The sequence below is a fragment of the Flagellimonas aurea genome, assembly GCF_017313785.1.
Lineage (GTDB): Bacteria > Bacteroidota > Bacteroidia > Flavobacteriales > Flavobacteriaceae > Flagellimonas > Flagellimonas aurea.
Map to the genome: position 1 here is coordinate 130,468 of NZ_JAFLNL010000009.1, position 21,389 is coordinate 151,856.

15 protein-coding genes and 1 tRNA gene are annotated in these 21,389 nt (G+C 43.1%); 4 read left to right on the top strand and 12 right to left on the bottom strand.

From position 1 onward, the window contains the following. Positions 1–188: 188 nt before the first annotated feature. From J0656_RS15310 to J0656_RS15320, 3 genes are all read right to left on the bottom strand, one after another. A complete protein-coding gene (locus tag J0656_RS15310) occupies positions 189–671 on the bottom strand; it encodes a helix-turn-helix domain-containing protein (RefSeq protein ID WP_207035426.1) in 483 nt (160 codons plus the stop codon). Between the two features lie 73 nt (positions 672–744). After that, entirely contained in the window at positions 745–2,265 is a 1,521-nt protein-coding gene (locus tag J0656_RS15315) for a helix-turn-helix domain-containing protein (RefSeq protein ID WP_207035428.1), read from the bottom strand. A 183-nt stretch (positions 2,266–2,448) separates the two neighbouring features. Further along, positions 2,449–2,521, bottom strand: a tRNA-Met gene (locus J0656_RS15320). Between the two features lie 114 nt (positions 2,522–2,635). On the opposite strand from J0656_RS15320, the gene J0656_RS15325 reads away from it, so the two are divergent. Both J0656_RS15325 and era read left to right on the top strand, forming a co-directional pair. Then, positions 2,636–4,000: an alanine/glycine:cation symporter family protein gene (locus J0656_RS15325; RefSeq protein ID WP_207035430.1), complete on the top strand. Its 1,365-nt coding sequence runs from the start codon at positions 2,636–2,638 to the stop codon at positions 3,998–4,000. Then, positions 3,990–4,871: a GTPase Era gene (gene era, locus J0656_RS15330; RefSeq protein ID WP_207035541.1), complete on the top strand. Its 882-nt coding sequence runs from the start codon at positions 3,990–3,992 to the stop codon at positions 4,869–4,871. The genes J0656_RS15325 and era overlap by 11 nt, the downstream gene beginning before the upstream one ends. Here era and J0656_RS15335 read toward each other — a convergent pair. Continuing rightward, entirely contained in the window at positions 4,868–5,383 is a 516-nt protein-coding gene (locus J0656_RS15335) for a GTP-binding protein (RefSeq protein WP_207035432.1), read from the bottom strand. The two genes, era and J0656_RS15335, sit on opposite strands and share 4 nt — an antisense overlap. 76 nt (positions 5,384–5,459) lie before the next feature. On the opposite strand from J0656_RS15335, the gene der reads away from it, so the two are divergent. After that, the gene (gene der, locus J0656_RS15340; protein WP_207035434.1) at positions 5,460–6,761 is read left to right on the top strand and encodes a ribosome biogenesis GTPase Der; all 1,302 of its coding nucleotides are present in this window, start codon (positions 5,460–5,462) and stop codon (positions 6,759–6,761) included. Here the strand turns inward: der and pbpC are convergent, their stop codons facing one another. Both pbpC and J0656_RS15350 read right to left on the bottom strand, forming a co-directional pair. After that, positions 6,762–9,134: a penicillin-binding protein 1C gene (gene pbpC, locus J0656_RS15345; RefSeq protein WP_207035436.1), complete on the bottom strand. Its 2,373-nt coding sequence runs from the start codon at positions 9,132–9,134 to the stop codon at positions 6,762–6,764. Between the two features lie 6 nt (positions 9,135–9,140). Next, positions 9,141–14,699, bottom strand: a complete 5,559-nt coding sequence (locus tag J0656_RS15350) for an alpha-2-macroglobulin family protein (protein WP_207035438.1) — start codon at positions 14,697–14,699, stop codon at positions 9,141–9,143. 294 nt (positions 14,700–14,993) lie between these two features. On the opposite strand from J0656_RS15350, the gene J0656_RS15355 reads away from it, so the two are divergent. After that, positions 14,994–17,708 (top strand): outer membrane beta-barrel protein, encoded by a 2,715-nt coding sequence (locus J0656_RS15355; RefSeq protein ID WP_237688963.1) that lies wholly within the window; start codon positions 14,994–14,996, stop codon positions 17,706–17,708. Here J0656_RS15355 and J0656_RS15360 read toward each other — a convergent pair. Genes J0656_RS15360 through J0656_RS15385 form a run of 6 tightly spaced genes read right to left on the bottom strand, consistent with a single transcriptional unit; the run spans position 17,705 to position 21,384 of the window. After that, entirely contained in the window at positions 17,705–18,196 is a 492-nt protein-coding gene (locus J0656_RS15360; protein WP_207035440.1) for a hypothetical protein, read from the bottom strand. The two genes, J0656_RS15355 and J0656_RS15360, sit on opposite strands and share 4 nt — an antisense overlap. Before the next feature lie 52 nt (positions 18,197–18,248). Next, a complete protein-coding gene (locus tag J0656_RS15365; RefSeq protein ID WP_207035441.1) occupies positions 18,249–19,037 on the bottom strand; it encodes a TPM domain-containing protein in 789 nt (262 codons plus the stop codon). Continuing rightward, a complete protein-coding gene (locus J0656_RS15370; RefSeq protein ID WP_207035443.1) occupies positions 19,018–19,455 on the bottom strand; it encodes a TPM domain-containing protein in 438 nt (145 codons plus the stop codon). The genes J0656_RS15365 and J0656_RS15370 overlap by 20 nt, the downstream gene beginning before the upstream one ends. Positions 19,456–19,458: 3 nt before the next feature. Beyond that, entirely contained in the window at positions 19,459–20,058 is a 600-nt protein-coding gene (locus J0656_RS15375; protein WP_207035445.1) for a LemA family protein, read from the bottom strand. A 19-nt stretch (positions 20,059–20,077) separates the two neighbouring features. Beyond that, complete coding sequence (locus J0656_RS15380) at positions 20,078–20,407, bottom strand: MerR family transcriptional regulator (protein WP_207035448.1); 330 nt, start codon at positions 20,405–20,407, stop codon at positions 20,078–20,080. Further along, the gene (locus tag J0656_RS15385) at positions 20,407–21,384 is read right to left on the bottom strand and encodes a M23 family metallopeptidase (protein ID WP_207035450.1); all 978 of its coding nucleotides are present in this window, start codon (positions 21,382–21,384) and stop codon (positions 20,407–20,409) included. Before J0656_RS15385 ends, J0656_RS15380 begins: the two co-directional genes overlap by 1 nt. Positions 21,385–21,389: the final 5 nt, after the last annotated feature.

Consider the following 21,389-nt stretch of genomic DNA (forward strand, 5'->3'; position numbering starts at 1 on the left):
TTATAAGTGTGTAGGAGAGGGTACTTTTTAAACGGCTAGAACCTCAAAAAAATGGAAGCCCTTGGGGAAGGACTGTTTTTAACAACTTATGATGTGTTTTATAACAATTTGATAATGAAGTATTAAAAAACCTCTTGATGTTCCAAGAGGTTTTGTGGGAATAGCTCTAAACGATTTAGAGTCCGCTACTATGCCATCTGCATTTCTTGTTGCCTATCGAAACCGGTGTTTACTGCAGTTCGGTAATCGTTGGGGCTATACCCGGTGGTTTTCTTAAAGGCGCTGTAAAAGCTGTTTTTACTGTTAAAACCAACTTCATACATAATTGCCTTTACACTGAGAGAGGGGTCTTCGACCAATAGGTCTTTAGCTTCTTCTATTCTATATTCGTTCAAGAATGAATAGAAATTCTTGGAGAAGAACGTATTGATGACCTGTGAAACCTTGTACCTATTTTCCTTAATATGATCAGAAAGATCATCGAGGCAAAGGGTATTGTTCCGGTAGATCTTGTTTTCATCAAAGGCATTTTTGATTTTCCTTCGAATCAAAACAGCTTCCTCCTCGGTTAATCCGGACTTTTTGTACTTTTCATGACTGTCCGTTGGGTCCAAAGTCCGTTCATGGCCCCCAACATACTTCACAACGAATTGTTTTAGTAGTTGTCTCATTGATTGATGATTTTTGATTGATGACTACTAGTTAACCAGAAAACCAATGTTTTTAGGTGTTCCCGATAAGATTTTACCCTTGTTTTAGGGCATTGAGGTATTCGCTGGGAGTGAGTTGGGTATCTTTCTTAAAAGCTTTATTGAAAGAGACTTTGTTGTTGTAGCCGACCTCGTAGGCAACATCAATAATGTTCAGTTCATTTTCTTGAGCAAGCAGTTCCTTTGCTTCTTGAATACGATGGGAATTTACAAATTCACGAAAGCTCATATTAAAGTGCTCATTGATGAGTTGCGAAGCATTGTGGCGCGTAGTGTCCAATTTTTCAGCGACCATATCCAAATTGATATCGCTTTTCCTGTACAATTTTTCATTGCGGAACAGGTCGCTCAACTGCTGTTTCAGCTCTTGCGATAAACTATCCGTTAGCCCGGACTTTACATATTTCGGAAAAAGAGGGTTGGTATAGGCATATCGTCCACTGAACACATCGGGCTGAACATTGGCGGCATATCCCACATATAATACCATGGTGCTTAAAAGAACAATGGGTGCATGATAAAGGATTCCGCTATTGTTCCCGGTAATAATGTACGCACCATATATAAGGTAGACGGCAACATAGCTAACATGTATCAAATAAATGTTCCTTTGCCAAGTCCTCGTCTTTTTGCTCAGTTCGGAGGTATTCTTGCTCAAGATCAAGTGCACAAAAAAAGCATATATCCCCAAGGATAAGGATTTGAGTGCAACCATCAGCACTAGTTTGGTTGAATCCCCTGGATTTAAACCTTCTTCCAGCCTTTGTAACATTTGGTTGACTTTTTCTATCCCGGAAAACCCATAAATTGTGAATATGAGATAAATAGTCAGAATTACTGTCGGCAGAAAGTGCCACAAATCCGTTCTATCCAAATCCGATGACTTTGACACCCTTTTAAAATATAGAAAAAGCAGGGGCCCATATAAAAAGGAACACCAGGTCGACATCAAATAGGTGTGGGGAAACACGAATACATAATTGGTCTGGTTGACGCATATATTCAGAATGAACAGGGAATGGATAAAAACAAATGTGGCAATAAGATTTCTAGCCTGTTTATCAATTTTTTTATTGATGACCAGCATGAACGTTACGTAGAACCCAATGAGTGAAACAATAAAGTAGAATATGGACCACGTATTTATTTTTGGCAAAACAGTGCCTGACAATTTTTGAAACTCCTGGTTGTCTCGAATTCCGTCAAAATCCTCGTGCAATAAAAAAGTGGGCTGAAAATCGATTTTGAAATAATCGTATATATATCCAATTGATTCTTCTGGTTTATTCAATGCAGCCTGACTAAGGGCCAACTTTTTCAAAATGTGTATTTTATCCTCTTGATTGGTAACATCAAGATTCTTTTGATATAAAGGAACGGCCTCTTCAAATCGGTGAATATTGAAATAATAGTCTGCCCAATCCAATGAGTCTTTGAAGGTTTCTGCTGTGGGTACAGGAAAACCACCATAACCGCTGTTTACGATAAGGCCGTAGGCAAACGTGAGGTTTAGCCATAGAAACAGTAAGACAATATAGTTAGTAGATTGTCTCATTTTGATTGATGATGAATTAGTATTAACAATTTATGAAAATACCGTGTTAAAAACGTTAACAAACTATTAAAGTAGGTAAGCCCCGATAAAAGTTTACTCTTGAAACACCTGTAAGGACGTAGGTTTTGGAAGATTGCATAAAAAAAGCCGAGGAAAATTTTCCTCGGCTTCTCTAATTTCTAGTAGCGGGGACTGGACTCGAACCAGCGACCTTCGGGTTATGAGCCCGACGAGCTACCTACTGCTCTACCCCGCGATGTGGACGGCAAATATACAACCCTTTTTTCATCATTTCCAAACTTAAACCTAATATTCCTTTTTACTTAACGTCTATCCCGCTCAAAATCCATAAATTGGCCGTTTTTACCTTATGGACGCAATCAACGATTTTATATCTTCACTTTTGCCCTACACCGAGTGGCCCATGTTCATTTTGCTTATTGGTGGTGGGCTGTTTTTAGCTTTTTACTCCAAATTTGCACCCTTCCGCCATTTTGGTCATGCCATTGCCGTGGTCTCGGGAAAGTACGATGACAAAAATGCAAAAGGGGATGTAAGTTCGTTTCAAGCATTATCGGCAGCAGTAGCGGCAACGGTAGGATTGGGAAACATATCCGGAGTGGCCATTGCCATTCATGATGGGGGACCGGGCGTTGTATTCTGGATTTGGATGACCGCACTTTTGGGCATGGGCATCAAATTCTATTCAGGGAGCTTGGCCATTATGTACCGTGGAACAGATTCCGATGGTCACATGCAAGGAGGGCCTATGTTTTATATCACACAAGGAATGGGGAATTGGGCAAAGCCCATGGCCATCTTTTTTAGTATTTGTGGGCTGTTTGGGTTTTTGGGGGTATTTACCGCCAATCAATTTACCGAAGCATTTATGGGCGTTGTGCAACCACATGAAACTCTTTTTGCTACAAGCGAATACAATTGGAAGTTGGGAATAGGCTTTTTTCTGGCCATCATCACATCCATCGTAATTTTTGGCGGACTGAACAAAATTGCCAAAGTAGCGTCTGCCATTGTGCCTTTTATGGTGGGAATTTATCTGTTGGCGGTCATTTTTGTGATGGCTAGCCATGCAGGGGAAGTTTGGCCTGCCCTTAAAATGATTTTGGTCGAAGCTTGGAATTTCGATACCGCCGTTACGGGCGGATTCTGGGGCCTCGTAATCGTGGGGGTCCGTAGGGCCATGTTCTCCAACGAAGCCGGTCTCGGTAGTGCACCTATGTATCACGGGCAGTCCCGAAACGACGAACCTGCAAAAGAAGGCCTCGTTGCCATGTTGGGTCCATTTATAGATACCATTTTAGTATGTACCTTTACCGCGGTGGTCATTATTTTGAGCGGAGCCTATCTTGAGGATGGCAGTGGAATAACCATGACGATGTCCGCCTTTGAAACGACGTTGTACGGAATCGGGGATGTGCTCTTGATGGTGATCGTGGCAGCTTTTGCATTGTCGACCCTATTTACGTATTCGTATTATGGGGTGAAAAGTTTGTCATTTTTGACGAATGCCAAAATCGGAAAGTGGTACAATGTATTTTTTATAGTGATGATTGTTTTTGCCGCAGTGGCATCATTGAAATTGGTAAAAAACTTGATTGACCTATCATATGCATTGATGGTCATTCCAAATATGATCGCTGTGTTGTACCTTTCACCAAAGGTGAACGCAGCATCCAAACAATATTTTGAAAAAAGAAAGAACGGTGGCGCATAAAGCAGGATTTGTAAATATTATAGGAAACCCCAATGTGGGCAAGTCTACATTGATGAATGCCTTTGTTGGGGAGAAACTGTCCATTATCACCTCCAAGGCTCAGACCACGCGTCATCGTATTTTGGGGATTGTCAACGGAGATGATTTCCAAGTGATTTTGTCCGATACCCCAGGCATCATCAAACCGGCCTATGAGCTGCAAACCTCCATGATGGATTTTGTAAAATCCGCTTTCGAGGATGCCGATGTGCTGCTCTATATGGTTGAAATAGGAGAGAAAGCGCTCAAAGACGAAAATTTCTTCAAAAAATTGCAGAACAGCAAAATCCCAGTCTTGCTCCTTCTCAACAAAATTGATAAATCCGACCAACAAATATTGGAAGAGCAGATGCAGTATTGGCAGGAACAATTACCCAGCGCAGAAATTCATCCCATATCCGCTTTGGAAAATTTTAATGTAACTGAGGTGTTCAATCGTATTTTAGAATTGTTGCCCGAGGCTCCGCCGTATTACCCAAAGGACCAAATGACGGACAAACCAGAGCGTTTTTTCGTGAACGAGACCATCCGTGAGAAAATCTTACTATACTATAAAAAGGAGATTCCCTATTCTGTGGAGGTGGAGACCGAGGAGTTTTTTGAAGATGAGGACATCATTCGAATCCGGTCGGTGATCATGGTGGAGCGCGATACCCAAAAAGGAATCATTATCGGGCATAAGGGCGCCGCCATTAAAAAAGTAGGGGTGGAAGCCCGTAAAGACCTCGAAAAGTTCTTTGCCAAACAAGTTCATATCGAACTATATGTAAAAGTGAACAAGAACTGGCGAAGCAACTCCCAGCAGCTTAGGAGATTTGGGTACAATGGCTAGGCATCGTTATTGATTTGTTCAAAAGGCGCAATAGTGTCCCGAACGAATTTTTTCAACTGTTCCATTTGGTCTTTTCCTTTCGATTTTCCCAAACGGCCGAAGGCATAGAGGGCAAACCAAATCACTACTAATAAGAACATGCCCACCAACCAGAAGGTAACATCCTTGCCCAAAGAATAATTGGAATAGGCAAAAATTCCCATGATGATAAAAATGGTGCCCACACCAAAATGGAGGAACATAAAAAAGGTCCAAAGCGTGGGATTGGGGCCAAAGACGCCACGAATATTGCTGACACCCTCCTCGAACGACGATAGTTCCAAATGAAGTTGGGGTGTCCAAAAGGTAGTTTCCGCCTTTCTGAACTTGACAAAAATATGTTCATCCAGTCTTTTGATCAATAAGGAATCAGCTGAAGCCGAATCAAAAATGGACTCCAATTGTTCTAAATTTGCTCTTAGGGACACGCGAAAACGAGGCCGTAAAACTATCTCGTTGGTCAAGTCGCTCATAATCATTTGAAAATGATGAAAAAAGGTATCATTTTTTCTTCATAATAAATGGTACTTTTGCCAAAAATTAAACCTGATGGGAGCTATCGTAGCCATTGTAGGAAGACCCAATGTTGGGAAGTCCACTTTTTTCAACCGACTTATTCAACGCCGTGAGGCGATTGTGGATGCCGTAAGCGGTGTAACACGTGACCGTCATTACGGTAAAAGTGACTGGAACGGCAAAGAGTTTTCCGTTATCGATACCGGTGGTTACGTCTTGGGTAGCGACGATGTTTTCGAAAAGGAAATCGATAAACAAGTAGAGTTGGCCATCGATGAGGCCGATGCCATCATTTTTATGGTTGACGTGGAGTCCGGCGTAACCGGAATGGATGAAGATGTGGCCAAGCTACTTCGCAGGGTGGACAAACCCACATTTTTGGCCGTAAATAAGGTGGACAATACGCAACGTATGGCCGATGCCGTAGAGTTCTATTCTTTGGGATTGGGTGAATATTATACGCTTTCAAGTATCAACGGTAGTGGTACCGGGGAATTATTGGATGCCCTTGTTGAGGTATTGCCCGATGAAAAGGAAGAAGAAAGCGAACTCCCTCGCTTTGCGGTAGTGGGAAGACCCAATGCAGGTAAGTCATCCTTTATCAATGCGTTGATAGGTGAGGATAGATACATTGTGACCGATATTGCCGGTACTACCCGCGATAGTATCGATACCAAATACAATCGTTTTGGATTTGAGTTTAATTTGGTGGACACGGCCGGTATCCGAAGAAAGTCCAAAGTAAAGGAAGACTTGGAGTTTTACTCCGTTATGCGTTCCGTGAGGGCCATTGAATACTGTGATGTATGTATTTTGATGATGGATGCGACCAGAGTTTTTGATGGACAGGTACAGAACATATTTTGGCTCGCCCAGCGCAACAACAAAGGTATTGTAATCTTGGTGAACAAATGGGACCTAGTGGAAAAAGAGACCAATAGCGTAAAGGAATATACAAAGGCCATTCACGAAATAATATCACCTTTTGAAGATGTTCCTATTCTTTTTATCTCGGTGTTGAACAAGCAGCGAATCTATAAGGCCATTGAAACTGCGGTGGATGTTTATAAAAACCGTTCCAAAAAAATACCAACGCGTAAATTGAACGATATCATGCTTCCCATTATTGAAAAAACGCCGCCGCCGGCAACTAAGGGGAAGTACGTAAAAATCAAATTCTGCACGCAATTGCCCACACCATATCCGCAATTTGCCTTTTTCTGCAACCTGCCCCAATATGTGAAGGACCCCTATAAAAGATTTTTGGAGAACAAAATCAGGGAGAATTTCGATTTTACCGGAGTTCCAATGACCATTTTTATGCGGAAGAAATAATTATTCGCCCGAAGCTGAGCGTACTTTCACCAATTGCTGAATTCGATTGCCCTGATTGTCCACGGCTGTGAGCATATACTCACCGGCTTCGATGGGTAGAATCAGCTCATGGAAATTCTCTGTCTTGCCAATAAATAATTCATCCAAATACCAATAAATGATAGCGTTGGATTGTTGATGAGCCAGTTTGAGAATGATTTCCATACTTTTTTCGCCCAAATCCTTTGGGAGTAGTACGGTTTCATTTCTTTTTGGGTAAATGAACTCCATCAAATTGTTTTCCAAAGCAGAACAACCTTCCAAATAAGGGGGCAAAGGTTTATAGTTGGGATTCGAAGAAGCGTAATAATATTCCAAAATAGGAGGGAATACCAACCAATTCTTGGCGACCATATCTTCCAGAGGGTAACATTCGGAGTTTACTCTATACTGTTCCGAAGCATCTAAAAAAACCTGCTGATGATAGGGGCACGGACCACTTCGTGTTCCGTGTGTAGGCACCCATTCTTTCTTGATATCATCACAATACACCGAAGCACGATACCCACTCTGTGCACATACCTCCAGCTCAATAAGGTCATCAAAAGGTTCTTGGAACCAACCGCTCTGTGGTAGCGCATCCAGTACATCAAATAACAATGGAGCAGCTGCGGTAATTCCTGTTAGTCCAGGTCTGCCCTCGCCATCGGCATTGCCCGCCCAAACCCCAATGGCATATTTTGGCGTAACCCCAACTGCCCACGCATCCTTAAAACCAAAACTGGTGCCAGTTTTCCATGCAATGGGTTGGGAGGAATCAAAAAACTGCCAATTTTCGTCACCTTCGGGTCTGTTGACCTCGTACATGGATTGAAATGTGCTGTAAATGGAACCTGCTCCAAAAACCAAAGGGTCAAATTGTTCCCTACCAAAATCTTTGGTCTCATTTTGTAGATAGGTGGCTTCCGTAAATTCTTTATTGCGGTACGTGCTGGAATGGGTCAAAAAATAATTTAAAGAAGATGCCATAGAAGCATAGGTGGAGGTCACTTCCCAAAGGGAACTTTCCGCGCCCCCGAGAATCAAGGATAGCCCATAATACGATGAAGGCTTATCCAAAGACTCCATCTTCATTTTGTTGAGCTTATTGTAGAATTTTTGAAGCCCATACTCCCGCAACAATCGAACAGCAGGTACATTCAACGAACGTGATAAGGCTTTGCTTGCAGGTACGGCGCCCACATGTTTTAAATCAAAGTTTTGGGGATTGTATCCGTTGATTACTGTTGGAACGTCCTCTACAAGGCTATGAGGCAACAATTGGCCCTCGTCCAACAAAGAAGCAAACAAAAAAGGCTTCAACGTACTCCCCGTACTTCTTTTTTTAGTGATGATATCCACATAATTGGCATGTGTCTCATCCGAAGGTGAATTACCTACATACCCGAGCACTTTTCGGGTTTCAACATCCAGCACTAGAATGGCCAGATTATGGATTTCATTGCTTTGCAATTGCCGATAATGTCGTTCTGCCAAAAGGTTCAACCGCTGCTGCAAGGGTCGTTGCAGCGAAGTGGTCACACGCTGGCCAGGATGCTCGTTTCGGATGCGCTCGGTAAGGTGCGGTGCTACATCGGGCAAAGGGAAAGGTTTTTGTGGGAGTGGTTCGGCTATCGCCAATTCGTAAGTTGTTTCATCAATGATTTCTTTTTCCCATAACTTCTTCAATAACCGGTTTCGCTTGTCCAAAAAGGCCCGTTCGTTTCGCCCAGGGAAAATAAGTGCCGGGGCATTGGGCAAAACGGCCAAAGCGGCCGATTGTCCCCAGCTCAGTTCGTGGGCGGGAATGCCAAAATAGCGCCAAGCTGCCGTTTCCAATCCCACTACGTTGCCGCCGTAGGGTGTGTGAGAAGCGTAGAGCTTTAAAATTTCTTCCTTGGAGTGGCGCAACTCCAAACGAGTGGACATAAAAACCTCTATGAGTTTTTCCCAATAGGTTCGACTTTGGTTTTTTCTGCTTAACCGTATCACTTGCTGTGTGATGGTACTGCCACCTCTTCGTGTTTCTTTGGTGAGATTGTGCCCGATGGCTTTTATGATTGAAATAGGATTGAAGCCTGGATGCCGATAAAAATACTCATCTTCAAAAAGCAAAATACTCTGCTTGAAACGTTCGGGAACCGAATCAATCTGTGGAAATCGCCACTGACCGTCATCGGCTATGCGTGCTCCGATTAGGGCACCATCGGAGCTGTTCACCACTGTGGATGTAGGATCCTTGAACAGGTTTTTGGGCAAGCAAAACAACCATAAAATCAATAGGGTGCCAAATACACCTATTTTGATCTTATGGTTGGCAATGTATTTTTTTACTGGCGATAAAAACTCAATCATTCAACATTACTGAACTATTTTGACCCACTGTCCTTTGTTCCGGGCTTGGTAGTTGTTGTCGTACATCGCTTCAGCTTGGGCACCTGGCAAATAATAGTCACCCAAAAACGATGCATTCAATTTGATGGTGAAGACCTTTGATTTTTTAGCGTCCAAATCAAAATATAGATGCGTTCGGTCGTCCCGTGTATCTACATAATCCGCTTTGGATGCATTTTCATTGTCCCCGCTTACAAAAGAGGTGTCCACAATTTCCCATCCGCTGGGCACAATGTGCGTCAGGGCCACATTGTCAATGTAATCATCGGAACTGTTGAAGATGGTCACTTTTGCTTCGAATTCTGTTCCCTGTCTCAGTTCATTTATATTGACGGAATTGCCCAATGGGTCTTGGTAGTTCACGGACAACCTTAGGTTTTGCTGTTGTGCCAACTCTTCGCCAACGGGTAATTTTCCAGTTTGGGTAAGGGTCGCGTAAATGATGTTTCCTTGATTGTTTTTCAGTTCGAATTCCTCTTTAAAGGAAGTCACGGAAAGTTCCCGCTGTGCTATGGCCCTATCGGTTTTGACATTAATGTTCTTTCCATTGTTGGTAAAGGTAAGGTCGATGGACCTTCCCCCATTCTTCATCACCATTTTGGACAAAGCCAAGAGAGCAAAAGCTGTTTCTTGGGTGCTATACCATTGCTGTGATGATAAATTTTTGGCCAAGGAAACGGCCAGTTCCCTTTGTTGCGGGTCACCCAAAATCACCATGGTTTCCAGCGCCATGGCACGGTTTCTGAAAACCGAACCATAGGTTCTGTAATTGTAGTTATTGGGTTTAAAGTTGATGTTTGCCTTTTGAGCGATGGCTTCTGCCACCTCCTTTTTCCCAACAAGGGCATAAGCAGCGGCCAATCTCCATTTGGCTTCATTGCTAAGGTTTGCGGTTTCGCGTAAACGGTTCATTGCGGCCAGTTCGGGTTGTTGTGCCAAGGCCAATGTGTACAATCGATATGCTTGTGAAACATCATCGTTGTAATAGGTACTTTGGTTACTCCATTGACGCGCTGCATTCTTTTGGTATCTCAACCAATTGCTCAAGAATGTCAACGGAAGTTGGTATCCTTCTTTTTTGGCTTCCAACATAAAATGCCCGGCGTAGGATGTTCCCCAATCATCGGCATTGCCGTAACCTGGCCAGTAGCTTAATCCGCCATTGGGAATTTGGAAATCGCTAAGTCGGTCAATGGCAGCTTTTACATTTTTCTCAATCTCCTTCTTTTTATCAAAAGTGATGTCCAATACATCTGCCAAGAACAATTGAGGGAATGCTGCGGAAGTGGTTTGCTCCACGCATCCGTGTGGGTAGCGCAACAGATAATCCATTCGTTTGGAGAAATCCATCGGTGGAAGCGTAGAGAATTCTATGAATGCTTCATTGGTGCCCGATGTGCCAAAAGTTTCCATTGTGATGGTCTGAGCACCATTTGGGTCGAGCGTGTACAATTCACTTTTGGTGGTTACAGGATTTGGATTTTCCACATCGATTTCGGTCTCGTTGGATGCGCTTTCGTCACCCCCCGTAGCGGTAACTTTTATGGTTTGGAAAGATGATGTTGGGTTGACTTTAAAATCAAAGTTGACAATTTGCTCCCCAACCGCATCGAACGTAATGTTCTTGGAAGTACCGTTGATGGGTTCCAATGCTTTTCCTGCATCAATATTGACCTTTACATTTTTTACTTTGGATTCCATTGCAAATACCGTCACAGGAATCGTCACGGTCTCCCCAGGAGATAATTTTCGTGGAATGGAGGTCAGCACCATCAAAGGTTTGCGTACTGGGGTTGTTTTTTCAGCATTTCCGTAAGCACTGTTCGGATTCCCTGCAACGACCATAGTTCGGACCGAACCTACATAGTTCGGCATATCAATGGTATGTGATGCTTTTTCCTCTGCTTTCAAGGTAAACGGACCCAAATAGGTAACGACGGGTTTAAAGCGTTGTGCCTTTCGGTTTTTGGCGCCAGCTCCAATGCCGCCACCACCGATGGCGTAGATATTGTCCACACTCACGGAATAGGCTCCCATAACATCGTCAAAAATGTCGAAAGTCTTCACGCCCAGAGCTTGTCTGGCATAGAACGAACTGTGAATATCGGGAGTGGTAAAACGTGTCAAGTCTAAAAGGCCATCATCTACCACGGCCAACGAGTAGGTCATTGGTTTTTTGTTGGCTTCGGACACGGTGACCTTGTACGATGTTTCTGGTTGCAGGACATCGGGCATGCTGATTTGTGGCTCCAAGAATGTGGCTGGATTTTCCACCAAAAGTGGAACAACACCGTACAATCGGATGGGTAAATCGTTCTTAACTTGACTGTGTGGTTGCAATAAGGAAATGTTCACGTAGGCATTCGGAGCCATTTCTGCGGTAATCGGAATGGTGGCGCGAGTTTCTTTGGCTGAAGTTTCTATCCATTGTTGGGAGAGTACCTCTGTACCGTTTTCGATGCTAATCAAGGCACGGCCGCCTTTATCTGATGGGAAAGTGACCGTTGCTTCTTCCCCAAGGCTATATTTTTCCCTGTCGGTAGAGAAAATCAAAATTTTGGAACTCTCGGCATCTGCGGATGCTGGTCTACGCCACCAATTACGGTAAAAATAGGCTGTACGTCCCGTTGCATGACCGGAAACTTCATCCATCACACGGATGAGGTAACGTCCGCCCTGCTCATCAGGAACATTAATGTTGAAATTGGCCTTTCCATCGCTTCCCGTGGTCACTTCCATTTCTTTGAAAGGTCGATGCACGGTGGCATTTTCATAACGTGATAAATTGTCGTACCCGCGGTTCCACCACCAGCGCCATTCAATTTCAAATACCTGTACTTTTAGTTTTCGATTGCCTGATGGATTTCCTTGCGCATCTACGGTAACCACATCAAAGGTGTTGTTGTCATCGGTCAAGAAAGAGCCGTATTGTTTTGGGTCGGGAGAACGAAGTCCCACAAAATTTGAAAATGGCGCCAAGTTTTTGGAGAACACATCTATGGAGAAATCGCCACCTCCTTCAAACACTTTTGTGGTAAAGGTGGCTTGCAACATTCCTGGGGCATTGCCGTTCACATCAATTTTTTTATTGATATCGAGTACACCATTGGCGTCCAAGTTTGATGATATCCATTGCAGTTCAGTTTGGTTGAAGGTGCGTACAGGGTCTTGGAAAACATAACCTTTGTACTTGGGAAATGCTGTGGAAGTCTCGCTCAAGGTGGCATTGATGTCTATTTTAAGGTTGCGTGCAGGAGCGCCATGTAACCATTTTACTTCTGCTTTTCCTCTATTGAAGGAATTTGCCTCCAATACTTCATCATCAAAAGCGAAATCCACTTTTAATCGGTTAGGTTTTACCGTGGCCACTTTCAGGGTTTTACTGAACTGTGCACCTCCCACAATTACTTTGGCAGACCAGTTTCCAGTGGGGGCGGTAGCTTCAGTTGGAATGGGGAAGTAGTAGAAATTCTTTTCTTTTTTTGCGTACAGACCATCGGCAACGGGAATACTGCCTTCTTTTAAAACATGACGTTGCACCAGTTTACCACGTGCATCACTGACTTCCAAAGCTACGGGATGCCCTTTGGGCAAAGGGTTGGCATTGTCATCCAAAACAAAGGTCAAGTGAATAACATCTCCGGGCCTGTGCACGCCTCTTTCGGTATATAAATAACCTTGCAATCCTTTTTGCAGCTCCTCCCCGGAGACATCAAATTTACTCAGGGACAATGCATTTCCATCCGCTAGTTTTGCATAGGCAAAATTGTTGTTATGTTCTGCCACCGCAAAGGCAATGCCCTTGTCGCTATCGTAAACGGAAAGACCTTGTGGATCGGTTGTAACCTCGCCGATATATTGCTGTTGATAGTTGTAGAGTTTTATTCTGGCTCCTGACACGGGTTGGGTGGTGAGTAAGTTGGTTACGGCAAAGTGATGGGAGCGGTTGCTTCCCTTTTTAACGATAAGCCCTAAATCGCTACCCAATAAATTGGTCGCTGCTATTCTTTCGTAGTTGTAGTATGCAGAGTGGCAAGGGTTGTCCCGTTCTTCCCAATTGTAGTCATAGTTTCTGTAATTATAGATTTCATTGTTCCAATAGCGCTCTTCTTCGGAGGCTTCATCGGAGCTTTGCTCCAAAGCATAATCGGTGGTTGGTTCTTCGGTTTCAGCGTTATCCCCACAATCGTAAGTGGTATGTTCTTTCTTAAAACTAAACTCCACCCGATACAACGAACCGGGGTTTATTTTTATCAACTTCGACAAATCGAGACCGTGGGCCTGCCAGTAGCTGGAATTTTGGTTGCCGTCTTTTGTGAGCGGAATCACTTTGTAGGCTACCCTGCGTCCAACGGGTCTAAAATCGGGGCTGTAACTTTCGGTCAAATCATAGTTTTGGAGATACTGGAGCATATTGTCCTGATACACTTGAATTACACGAACTTCAACGGCAGCAAGGTTGACGGTTTCAAAATAAATGGGCGTGGATGACGCATTGGGGAGAATGGTTCCTTTGGAAATCAATCGAACCGCCGGTTTGAGCTGCTCAAAAGAGACCAGTTCGGAAAAGTCATTTTTCAACGTGAAACCATATTCACTTTTTATTCCTTGATAGGCATTGATGCGCACCTCACCTAAAATGCGATTGGCCGGGTAGACGCTTAAAACGTTGCCGTTGATTTCATATCGAACGCTTTCCGCATTTTCAATGGTGACCAAACCATTTAGGTTTTGATCCTGTTTTAATGGTTCGGAGAAATTTAGGGTAAGTACAGCATTGGGTGATGATGTGGTCTTGGCATCAATAATCACAAATTTGTTTTTGCCAGGAATCGTATAATTTTCCGAGCCTTTATTGTCAATATTGAATGCATCGCCTGTCCAATTGATAATAAGTTCGCTATCGTCGGTTTTTCTGGAAATGCTGTCAATTTTAAAACTGAAGTACTGTGCGTTTTCCGAAATATTGTCCCATTTCACGGGGATAGTTTTATCTCCTTGCTTTACGGAAAGTACCGTTTCTATTTTGGATGCTTCCAAAACATCCGAAGCATCCAAGGTACCCGTGAGGTATTGCCAATCTTTGCTGTAGGACTGTAAATCTCCTAGATTGATTTTGAAATTTGGCGCAATGGTCTTAAAACTAAAGGTGTACGTCTTAAACTCACTTTTTATATCCTCGAAGAGTTTGTTGAGCTTCAGGCTAACAGTATATTCCGTATTTGGTTTTAAATATTCCGTTGGTTGAAAGGTGAGTTCCCTTCCGTTTTCAATGATGAGTTTGCCATCAACCTTAGGAGAAATCTCCAAATATTCTTTGGGAAGTTCTTGGGTCAGTTCAAACTGTTCCAATTGTTGGGCCAACGCAATGGTAATTGGAGTAGAAATACTTTGATTGCCGTTGGTGTGATAACTGATGTAATCCTTGAACTTGAAAAGATTATCGGTTTCTGAGCCGCCCTTTTTTTTGCAAGATGCAACTAGAACAAGTAGGGCAATAAGAATGGTTTTGTAGGATCGAGACATGAGAAGACTAGTGTTTTTTATTCAAAAGTTAATCTGAAAGCAAGATACTTAAAATTGAAAAGCGGCATGGCATAAGTTTACGGATGGTGCTTTTGAGTTTACGTATGAAGGTCGGGGGATAATTTTCTCAAAGTTTCGTTAAAAGTGCCTTTACTTAATTTACCAATCCGATATTTAGCAGTCTAAACACCATAAGTAACCATACAAGACAGATTCAAATTGGGAAAAAATCACCTTCACTACGCTTTAATTCTATTATTTTTTTCGTTTTCCACTGCACAAAGCCAAGACTTTTTGGTCAAGGGAAAAATTGTTGATGCAGCCACAGGAGCACCAATCGAAGCCGCTACCATTTACGCGGAGACCTTAAAGGACAGTACTTTGATCACTTACACCATAACCAACGCCGAAGGAATCTTTGCCTTGGAGGGAAAAACGGCTTACAAAAAGGCAAGGTTGGCTTTTTCCAGTAATGGCTTTACTCCCCAAGCACGTGAGGTGACGCTGGAACCTGTGATGGAGATTGGAACAATTAAAATGGAGGAACGGGTGCAACAATTGGATGGGATAGATTTAATTGGTGAACGCGTTCCAATAACGGTGAAGAAGGATACGCTGGAATTTAATGCCGATTCCTTCAAGACCAGACCAGACGCAACCGTGGAAGATGTATTGAAAAAACTCCCCGGTGTGGAAGTGGCCAGTGATGGTACCATAACTGTTAACGGAAAAGAGGTCAATCAAGTGCTCGTAAACGGTCAAGTGTTCTTTAGCACCGACCCGAAGGTGGCGACCAAATCGCTTTCCAAAGATGTGATAAGTAAAATACAGATTACGGATACCAAGACCAAGGAACAGGAATTTATTGGGGAATCTGGCAACGGAGAGACCAAAACTATCAATCTTACTTTAAAAGAGGATAAGAACAAGGGCTACATGGGCAGGCTGTCAGGCGGCTATGGTACGGATGATAGATACCAGGCAAGCGGCCTTCTAAACTATTTCAACGATACGGAACGCATCAGTGTTCTTGGGAGTAGTAACAATATCAACAACCCTGGATTTTCATTCGATGAAATCTATGAAATGGTCGGTAATTCAAGGGGTGGAGGTATCAATTTCAATAGAAATGGTTCCTTTTCCATTGGAAACATGTCGTTCGGTTTTGGCGAAGGTATTGTTACATCTTCTACCATTGGAGGGAGTTATGCGAATCAGGATAAAGGGAAATATAAGGTTGATGGAAATTATTTTTATGCCTATAGCGATTCTTATAATGATGAGCGGACATCCAGGGAAAATATTTTGCCCGATGGAAGTTTTTTTACCGACACCGAGAGCAGTTTTGTGGGCGGGACCATATCCAATCAGGCGGCGGCCAATTTAGAGTTTGATGTGGACAAGACGACAAGGATTACCATACAGCCTAATTTTAGTGTGAACAATACCAATTCATCGAATCTTGAGAACACCGTTTCCACTGAAGAGGATGGCAATTTGATCAACGATAATACATCTTTACAGGTAACCGATGGTTTCCAGCGAAATTTTGGCAATAGGTTGGAGATTATGAAACGACTGGATTCGTTGGGTAAATACGTGCGGGTATATTTCAACAATGATAATCGGGTAAGCGATTCTGAAACCTCACTGAATTCCGAAAGAAATATTTATGGGGACGACCCCAGCCAAGTACTTTTGGACCAACGGACCCTGATTGACAATTCCAACGATAGCTACGAAATAGGAGGTTCCTATAGACAGCCGCTTAACAAGGAACTGTATTTGGATTTTAGATATAGCTATGAAAAGAATGAGCAGCAAAACCAGAGAACTGTTTCCGATTTTGATGAAATCACCGGCCAATATGTCTATAACATGGCATTGAGTTCTGATTTTGATTTTGTGGTGAACAAACATGTGCCGGAGGCTGGAGTAGGTTTCAATGGCAAAAAATTGAGATTCAACCTTAGGGCGCGTTTAGAAAATAACCGTCTGGAAAACGAAGATTTTATTCAGGAAACCTCCTTTTCCAAGGATTATAACAACTTGCTTTTAAGTTCTTACGCCAACTATGACCTTGGCAATAACAAACGGATGAGTTTTAACTATCGTTCCCAATTGCAGGTACCGTCTATAAACCAAATGCAGCCAGTGCCCAATGTGAGCAATCCATTGAACATTGTTCAAGGTAACCCCAACTTGGACCCTCAGATTAACCATAATTTTTATTTGAATTTCAATAACTACAATTGGAGGGAAAGAACCGGGATTTTCTTTTGGGCCAATTTGGGTATAGATGAGGACAGGATAGTATCCAGCACCACAACGGATGAAGACTTCATCAGAACGACAACTTACCAAAATGTAAAGGGCAATCACAATGCGGCGATGGGCATCAATTACTCAAAACAGATTAAAAAGGATAGTCTTTACACCTTAAAATTCACCCTGAGGCCCAATGCGAGCATTAACAAGCAGGTGGGTTTCACCAATGGGTCCCAACTAGAATCCAACACTTTTGCAATCAGGCCCAGCGCGGGACTTTTGTTCAACTATAAGGAAATGCTGGAGATTGAACCCGAGTACACTTTGGCCGTAAATGCTACTCGATATAATTTGGACAATGTGGAAAATGTAGATTTTACCACACACAACCTATCTTTTAAATTGACCTCTTACTGGCCAGAAAACTTGGTGTGGGGCAATGATATCACCTATAGTTACAATGGTAACCTTGGTGCAGGGTTTGATAAGGACGCCATATTTTGGAACATGAGTTTGGGCCTACAAATGTTCAAGAAGAAGGCTACCTTGAAAATATTGGCATACGATCTTCTCAATCAGAACATCAACACCAGAAGAACCACTGGACAGGATTTTATTCAGGATTTTCAGGGTACTGCACTTAAACGTTACTTTATGGGCAGCTTGACCATAAAATTTGATTCCTTTGGAGGAAGTGGTGCTCCAAATAAGGGAGGAGGCCCAAGGTTTATCAGGTTTTAATCAAGATTGGGAATATATACAGTTGTAAGAACAGGAAGAGGTGATGGCTCTACCAAATCATAGGAATAGTTATCTATGGTAAAACTCTCCAAGGTGGTGTAGGCACCACAACAATCATTACCCTCTGGCAGACTTGTTTCAAAATTTATATTGAATGACTCGTCTTCGTCAAGAGTAATTGTAAAGCTCTTTCGTCCAAAAGATGTTGTTGATACGGGAATGGCCAGATAGACACCCATTTCTGAAAATTCTTCAACTGTGAATGTTACTTCATTGCTATCCTCATTGATGATTTCTATCAAATCGACATTGATGGTGCCATTTTTCAATAAATCTTCATCATTGTCTGGATGTAAAAATTGAAGATAGATAGTGTCATCGACCGCTGCACATAAAACTAACGAACAATCCAAATCCGTCGAATCGTCATCCGATCCGCAGGAAACCATCACAATTGTAATAAACAGGAGAAGAAACTTTTTGGCCATAACATTTTATCCAGAAGATGATGAAATAATGCTATGGTTGCTTTGATTGCGGTTACCATCCGCCAGAGGCGCCTCCACCACCGAAGCCTCCGCCTCCAAAGCCACCACCGAAACCACCGCCGCTAAATCCTCCTCCGCCTCCAAAACCACCGGAAGAACCAGAACTGCGGCCCATATTGCTCAGTATGATCATGTCCCAGATGCTTGGGCCTCGACCTCCACGGCCTCCACGGCCTCCCCCGCCTTTATTTTTGCGGCTCCAGAGAATTATGATGATGATAAAAAAGATGATGATCGGAAAAAGTGCGTCGATCGGGAATTTTTTACCGCTGCGCAAAGAGCGATCTTCGGTAAACTCTCCGGTGAGTACTTTAAAAATGGCATCCGAACCTTTGTCCAGACCACTGTAGTAGTCCCCTTTTTTAAATTCGGGAATGATTACGGTTTCAATAATACGTCTCGACATCAGATCCGTAAGCCTGCCCTCCACGCCATAGCCTGTATTAATGGCAATTCTACGGTCGTCCCTGGCGAGAAGTATTAGCACTCCATTGTCCTTGTCAGCTTGCCCAATGCCCCATTTTTGGCCCCATTGTGCTCCCAAGAAATTGATTTCCTCCCCTTCTGTGGAACTGATTATGGCCACAACGATCTGTGTGGAGGTACTGTCCGAATACCGAACGAGCTTTTGTTCCAACGCATTGCTCTGCGATGGGGACAATAGGTCCACGTAGTCGTAAACGCTCGTCTGTTTTTTGGGTTTATCGGGTATGGTGAACTGCCCCCAAGCTAGGGAAACACATAAAAATGCCAGTAAAAAACTACCCTTTGGATATTGCATCGTTCAGTTCGTTGATATCATTTTGATTCCATGGAAAATGGGCCTGCAATTCTTTGCCGGCTATCAATATTCCATCAATGATACCTTGTTTAAAATTTCCTTTTTTAAAGTGCGAAGCGATCACATCCTTGGTAGTATCCCAAAATCCTTTGGGAACGGCCCTATCAATGCCCTCACCGCCATAGATGACAAATTTTCTGTCGTCTACGGCCACATATAAAAGCACCCCATTGCCCTCTTTGGTATTGTCCATTTTCAGAAAATGAAAAATTTGCTGGGCCCGACTAAAATGGTCTATTTTGGAAGTGGATTCAATATGTACGCGGATTTCTCCGGAAGTATTTTTTTCAGCTTCTACAATGGCGTTTACAATATCGCTTTCTTCCTCGGCAGTTAAAAATTCTTCTACGTGCGACATAATTTAGTTGAATTCGAAGTTCACGTCGGGGGCGTTTTCGGAACCGGCATCGGACTTAAATAGAGGTATGGCATCAAAATTTCCTATGCTGGCCACAATGTTCGTTGGGATTTGCTGAATTTTGATGTTGTATTCTCCGGCCAGATCATTAAAGCGGTTACGTTCCACATTGATTCTGTTCTCGGTGCCTTCCAACTGCGATTGAAGCTCCAAAAAATTCTGGCTTGCTTTCAGGTCTGGATAACGTTCCACAGTGACCAATAATCTGGAAAGTGCAGAAGATAATCCCGTTTGGGCCTGTTGGAATTCGGCCAATTGTTCCGGTGTAATATTGTTTGCATCAATGTTGGTGGATGTAGCCTTTGCCCTGGCTTCGATTACGTCCGAAAGCGTTTCGCGTTCAAAATCCGCGGCACCCTGAACCGTTTTTACCAAGTTCCCGATTAAATCGCTTCTACGTTGGTAGGAGCTCTCCACATTGGCCCATTGTTTCGTGGCCTGTCCTTTCATGTTGATGAGGTTGTTGTTGGTTCTAACATACCAACCCACGACGATTACGCCAATCAACCCGAGGACAATAATGGCTATGATACCTTTTTTCATTTTCTATTGGTTAAAGTGTTTATAGTTGTTCTTTGATCTTTAGCAGTTCCGCTTTTACCTTTTGTAGTTTTTGAATCACTTCAAAATTGGAAAGCGCCTTTTGCTTTTCTTCTTTCAAATGCGTTTTGGCCCCGTCCAAGGTAAACCCACGTTCTTTTACCAAGTGATAGATCAACTGAAGGTTTTGGATATCCTGTGGTGTAAATTTACGGTTGCCCTTTGCATTCTTTTTGGGTTGGAGCACATCAAACTCTTTCTCCCAAAAACGGATTAGAGAGGTGTTTACCCCAAAGGCCTTGGCCACTTCGCCAATGCCATAATATCGTTTTTCGGGTAGGTCTACGTGCATTAATCCAGCGATTGGTTCTCTTGGTTCGCCAACCTGAGCATGTTATCAAATTCTTCAGCTGACAAACTTCCGTAGTAGAAGTTAATGGGGTTGATACGTTCCCCGTCCTTGAACACTTCGTAGTGAACGTGTGGTGCCTGGGAACGCCCTGTGCTGCCAACAAAGCCGATAAGATCGCCTCTTTTGACTTTTTGACCGACCGTTACATTGTATTTGCTCATGTGGCCATATAGCGAGATATAACCGTAGCCATGATCGATACGGACGTGTTTTCCATAACCTGAGGACCTATTGTCGGCCCGAACCACTTTTCCGTCACCTGTGGCATATATTGGTGAACCCCTGGGCGCGGTAAAATCCATTCCCCAGTGCATTTTACGGGCTTTGGTAAACGGGTCGGATCGCCAACCGTAACCTGAGGCCATTCGGGTAAGATCTTCGTTGCTTACAGGTTGAATGGCTGGAATGGAAGCCAATAGTTTTTCTTTCTCTTCGGCCAATTTGGCTATTTCATCCAAGGATTTGGATTGTATCACCATTCCTTTTTGGATGATGTCTAACCGCTTGGTGGCATCAATAATGATCTCGGAATTGTTGAAGCCTTCAAGGTCTTTATAGCGGTTTATACCACCAAAACCAGCTCTTCGCTGTTCTTCGGGTATCGGATTCGCCTCAAAATATAAACGGTAGATGTTATTGTCCCTTTCCTCGATATTGGCCAAAACTTGTTCCATTTGGTCCATTTTACGGTTGAGGATATCGTATTGGAGCTCATAGTTTCGAACCTCGCGTTCCAAGGACAGTTCCTTGGGCGTATTTACCCATCGGGTGTTCAAAAGAATGATCAGTCCAAGGAAACCAAATAACGCGGAACCCAACAAGAACAGGAAAATGTTCCTATATCTTTTCGATTTCTTCGGCTCGATCTTTCGGTACGAAAGCGTGTCGGGGTCGTAATAGTACTTTACTTTAGACATGAATG

Coding starts and splice junctions, on each gene's coding strand:
- J0656_RS15310 (WP_207035426.1), bottom strand. CDS start 671: ATGAGACAACTACTAAAACAATTCGTTGTGAAGTATGTTGGGGGCCAT.
- J0656_RS15315 (WP_207035428.1), bottom strand. CDS start 2,265: ATGAGACAATCTACTAACTATATTGTCTTACTGTTTCTATGGCTAAAC.
- J0656_RS15325 (WP_207035430.1), top strand. CDS start 2,636: ATGGACGCAATCAACGATTTTATATCTTCACTTTTGCCCTACACCGAG.
- J0656_RS15335 (WP_207035432.1), bottom strand. CDS start 5,383: ATGAGCGACTTGACCAACGAGATAGTTTTACGGCCTCGTTTTCGCGTG.
- der (WP_207035434.1), top strand. CDS start 5,460: ATGGGAGCTATCGTAGCCATTGTAGGAAGACCCAATGTTGGGAAGTCC.
- pbpC (WP_207035436.1), bottom strand. CDS start 9,134: ATGATTGAGTTTTTATCGCCAGTAAAAAAATACATTGCCAACCATAAG.
- J0656_RS15350 (WP_207035438.1), bottom strand. CDS start 14,699: ATGTCTCGATCCTACAAAACCATTCTTATTGCCCTACTTGTTCTAGTT.
- J0656_RS15360 (WP_207035440.1), bottom strand. CDS start 18,196: ATGGCCAAAAAGTTTCTTCTCCTGTTTATTACAATTGTGATGGTTTCC.
- J0656_RS15365 (WP_207035441.1), bottom strand. CDS start 19,037: ATGCAATATCCAAAGGGTAGTTTTTTACTGGCATTTTTATGTGTTTCC.
- J0656_RS15370 (WP_207035443.1), bottom strand. CDS start 19,455: ATGTCGCACGTAGAAGAATTTTTAACTGCCGAGGAAGAAAGCGATATT.
- J0656_RS15375 (WP_207035445.1), bottom strand. CDS start 20,058: ATGAAAAAAGGTATCATAGCCATTATTGTCCTCGGGTTGATTGGCGTA.
- J0656_RS15380 (WP_207035448.1), bottom strand. CDS start 20,407: ATGCACGTAGACCTACCCGAAAAACGATATTATGGCATTGGCGAAGTG.
- J0656_RS15385 (WP_207035450.1), bottom strand. CDS start 21,384: ATGTCTAAAGTAAAGTACTATTACGACCCCGACACGCTTTCGTACCGA.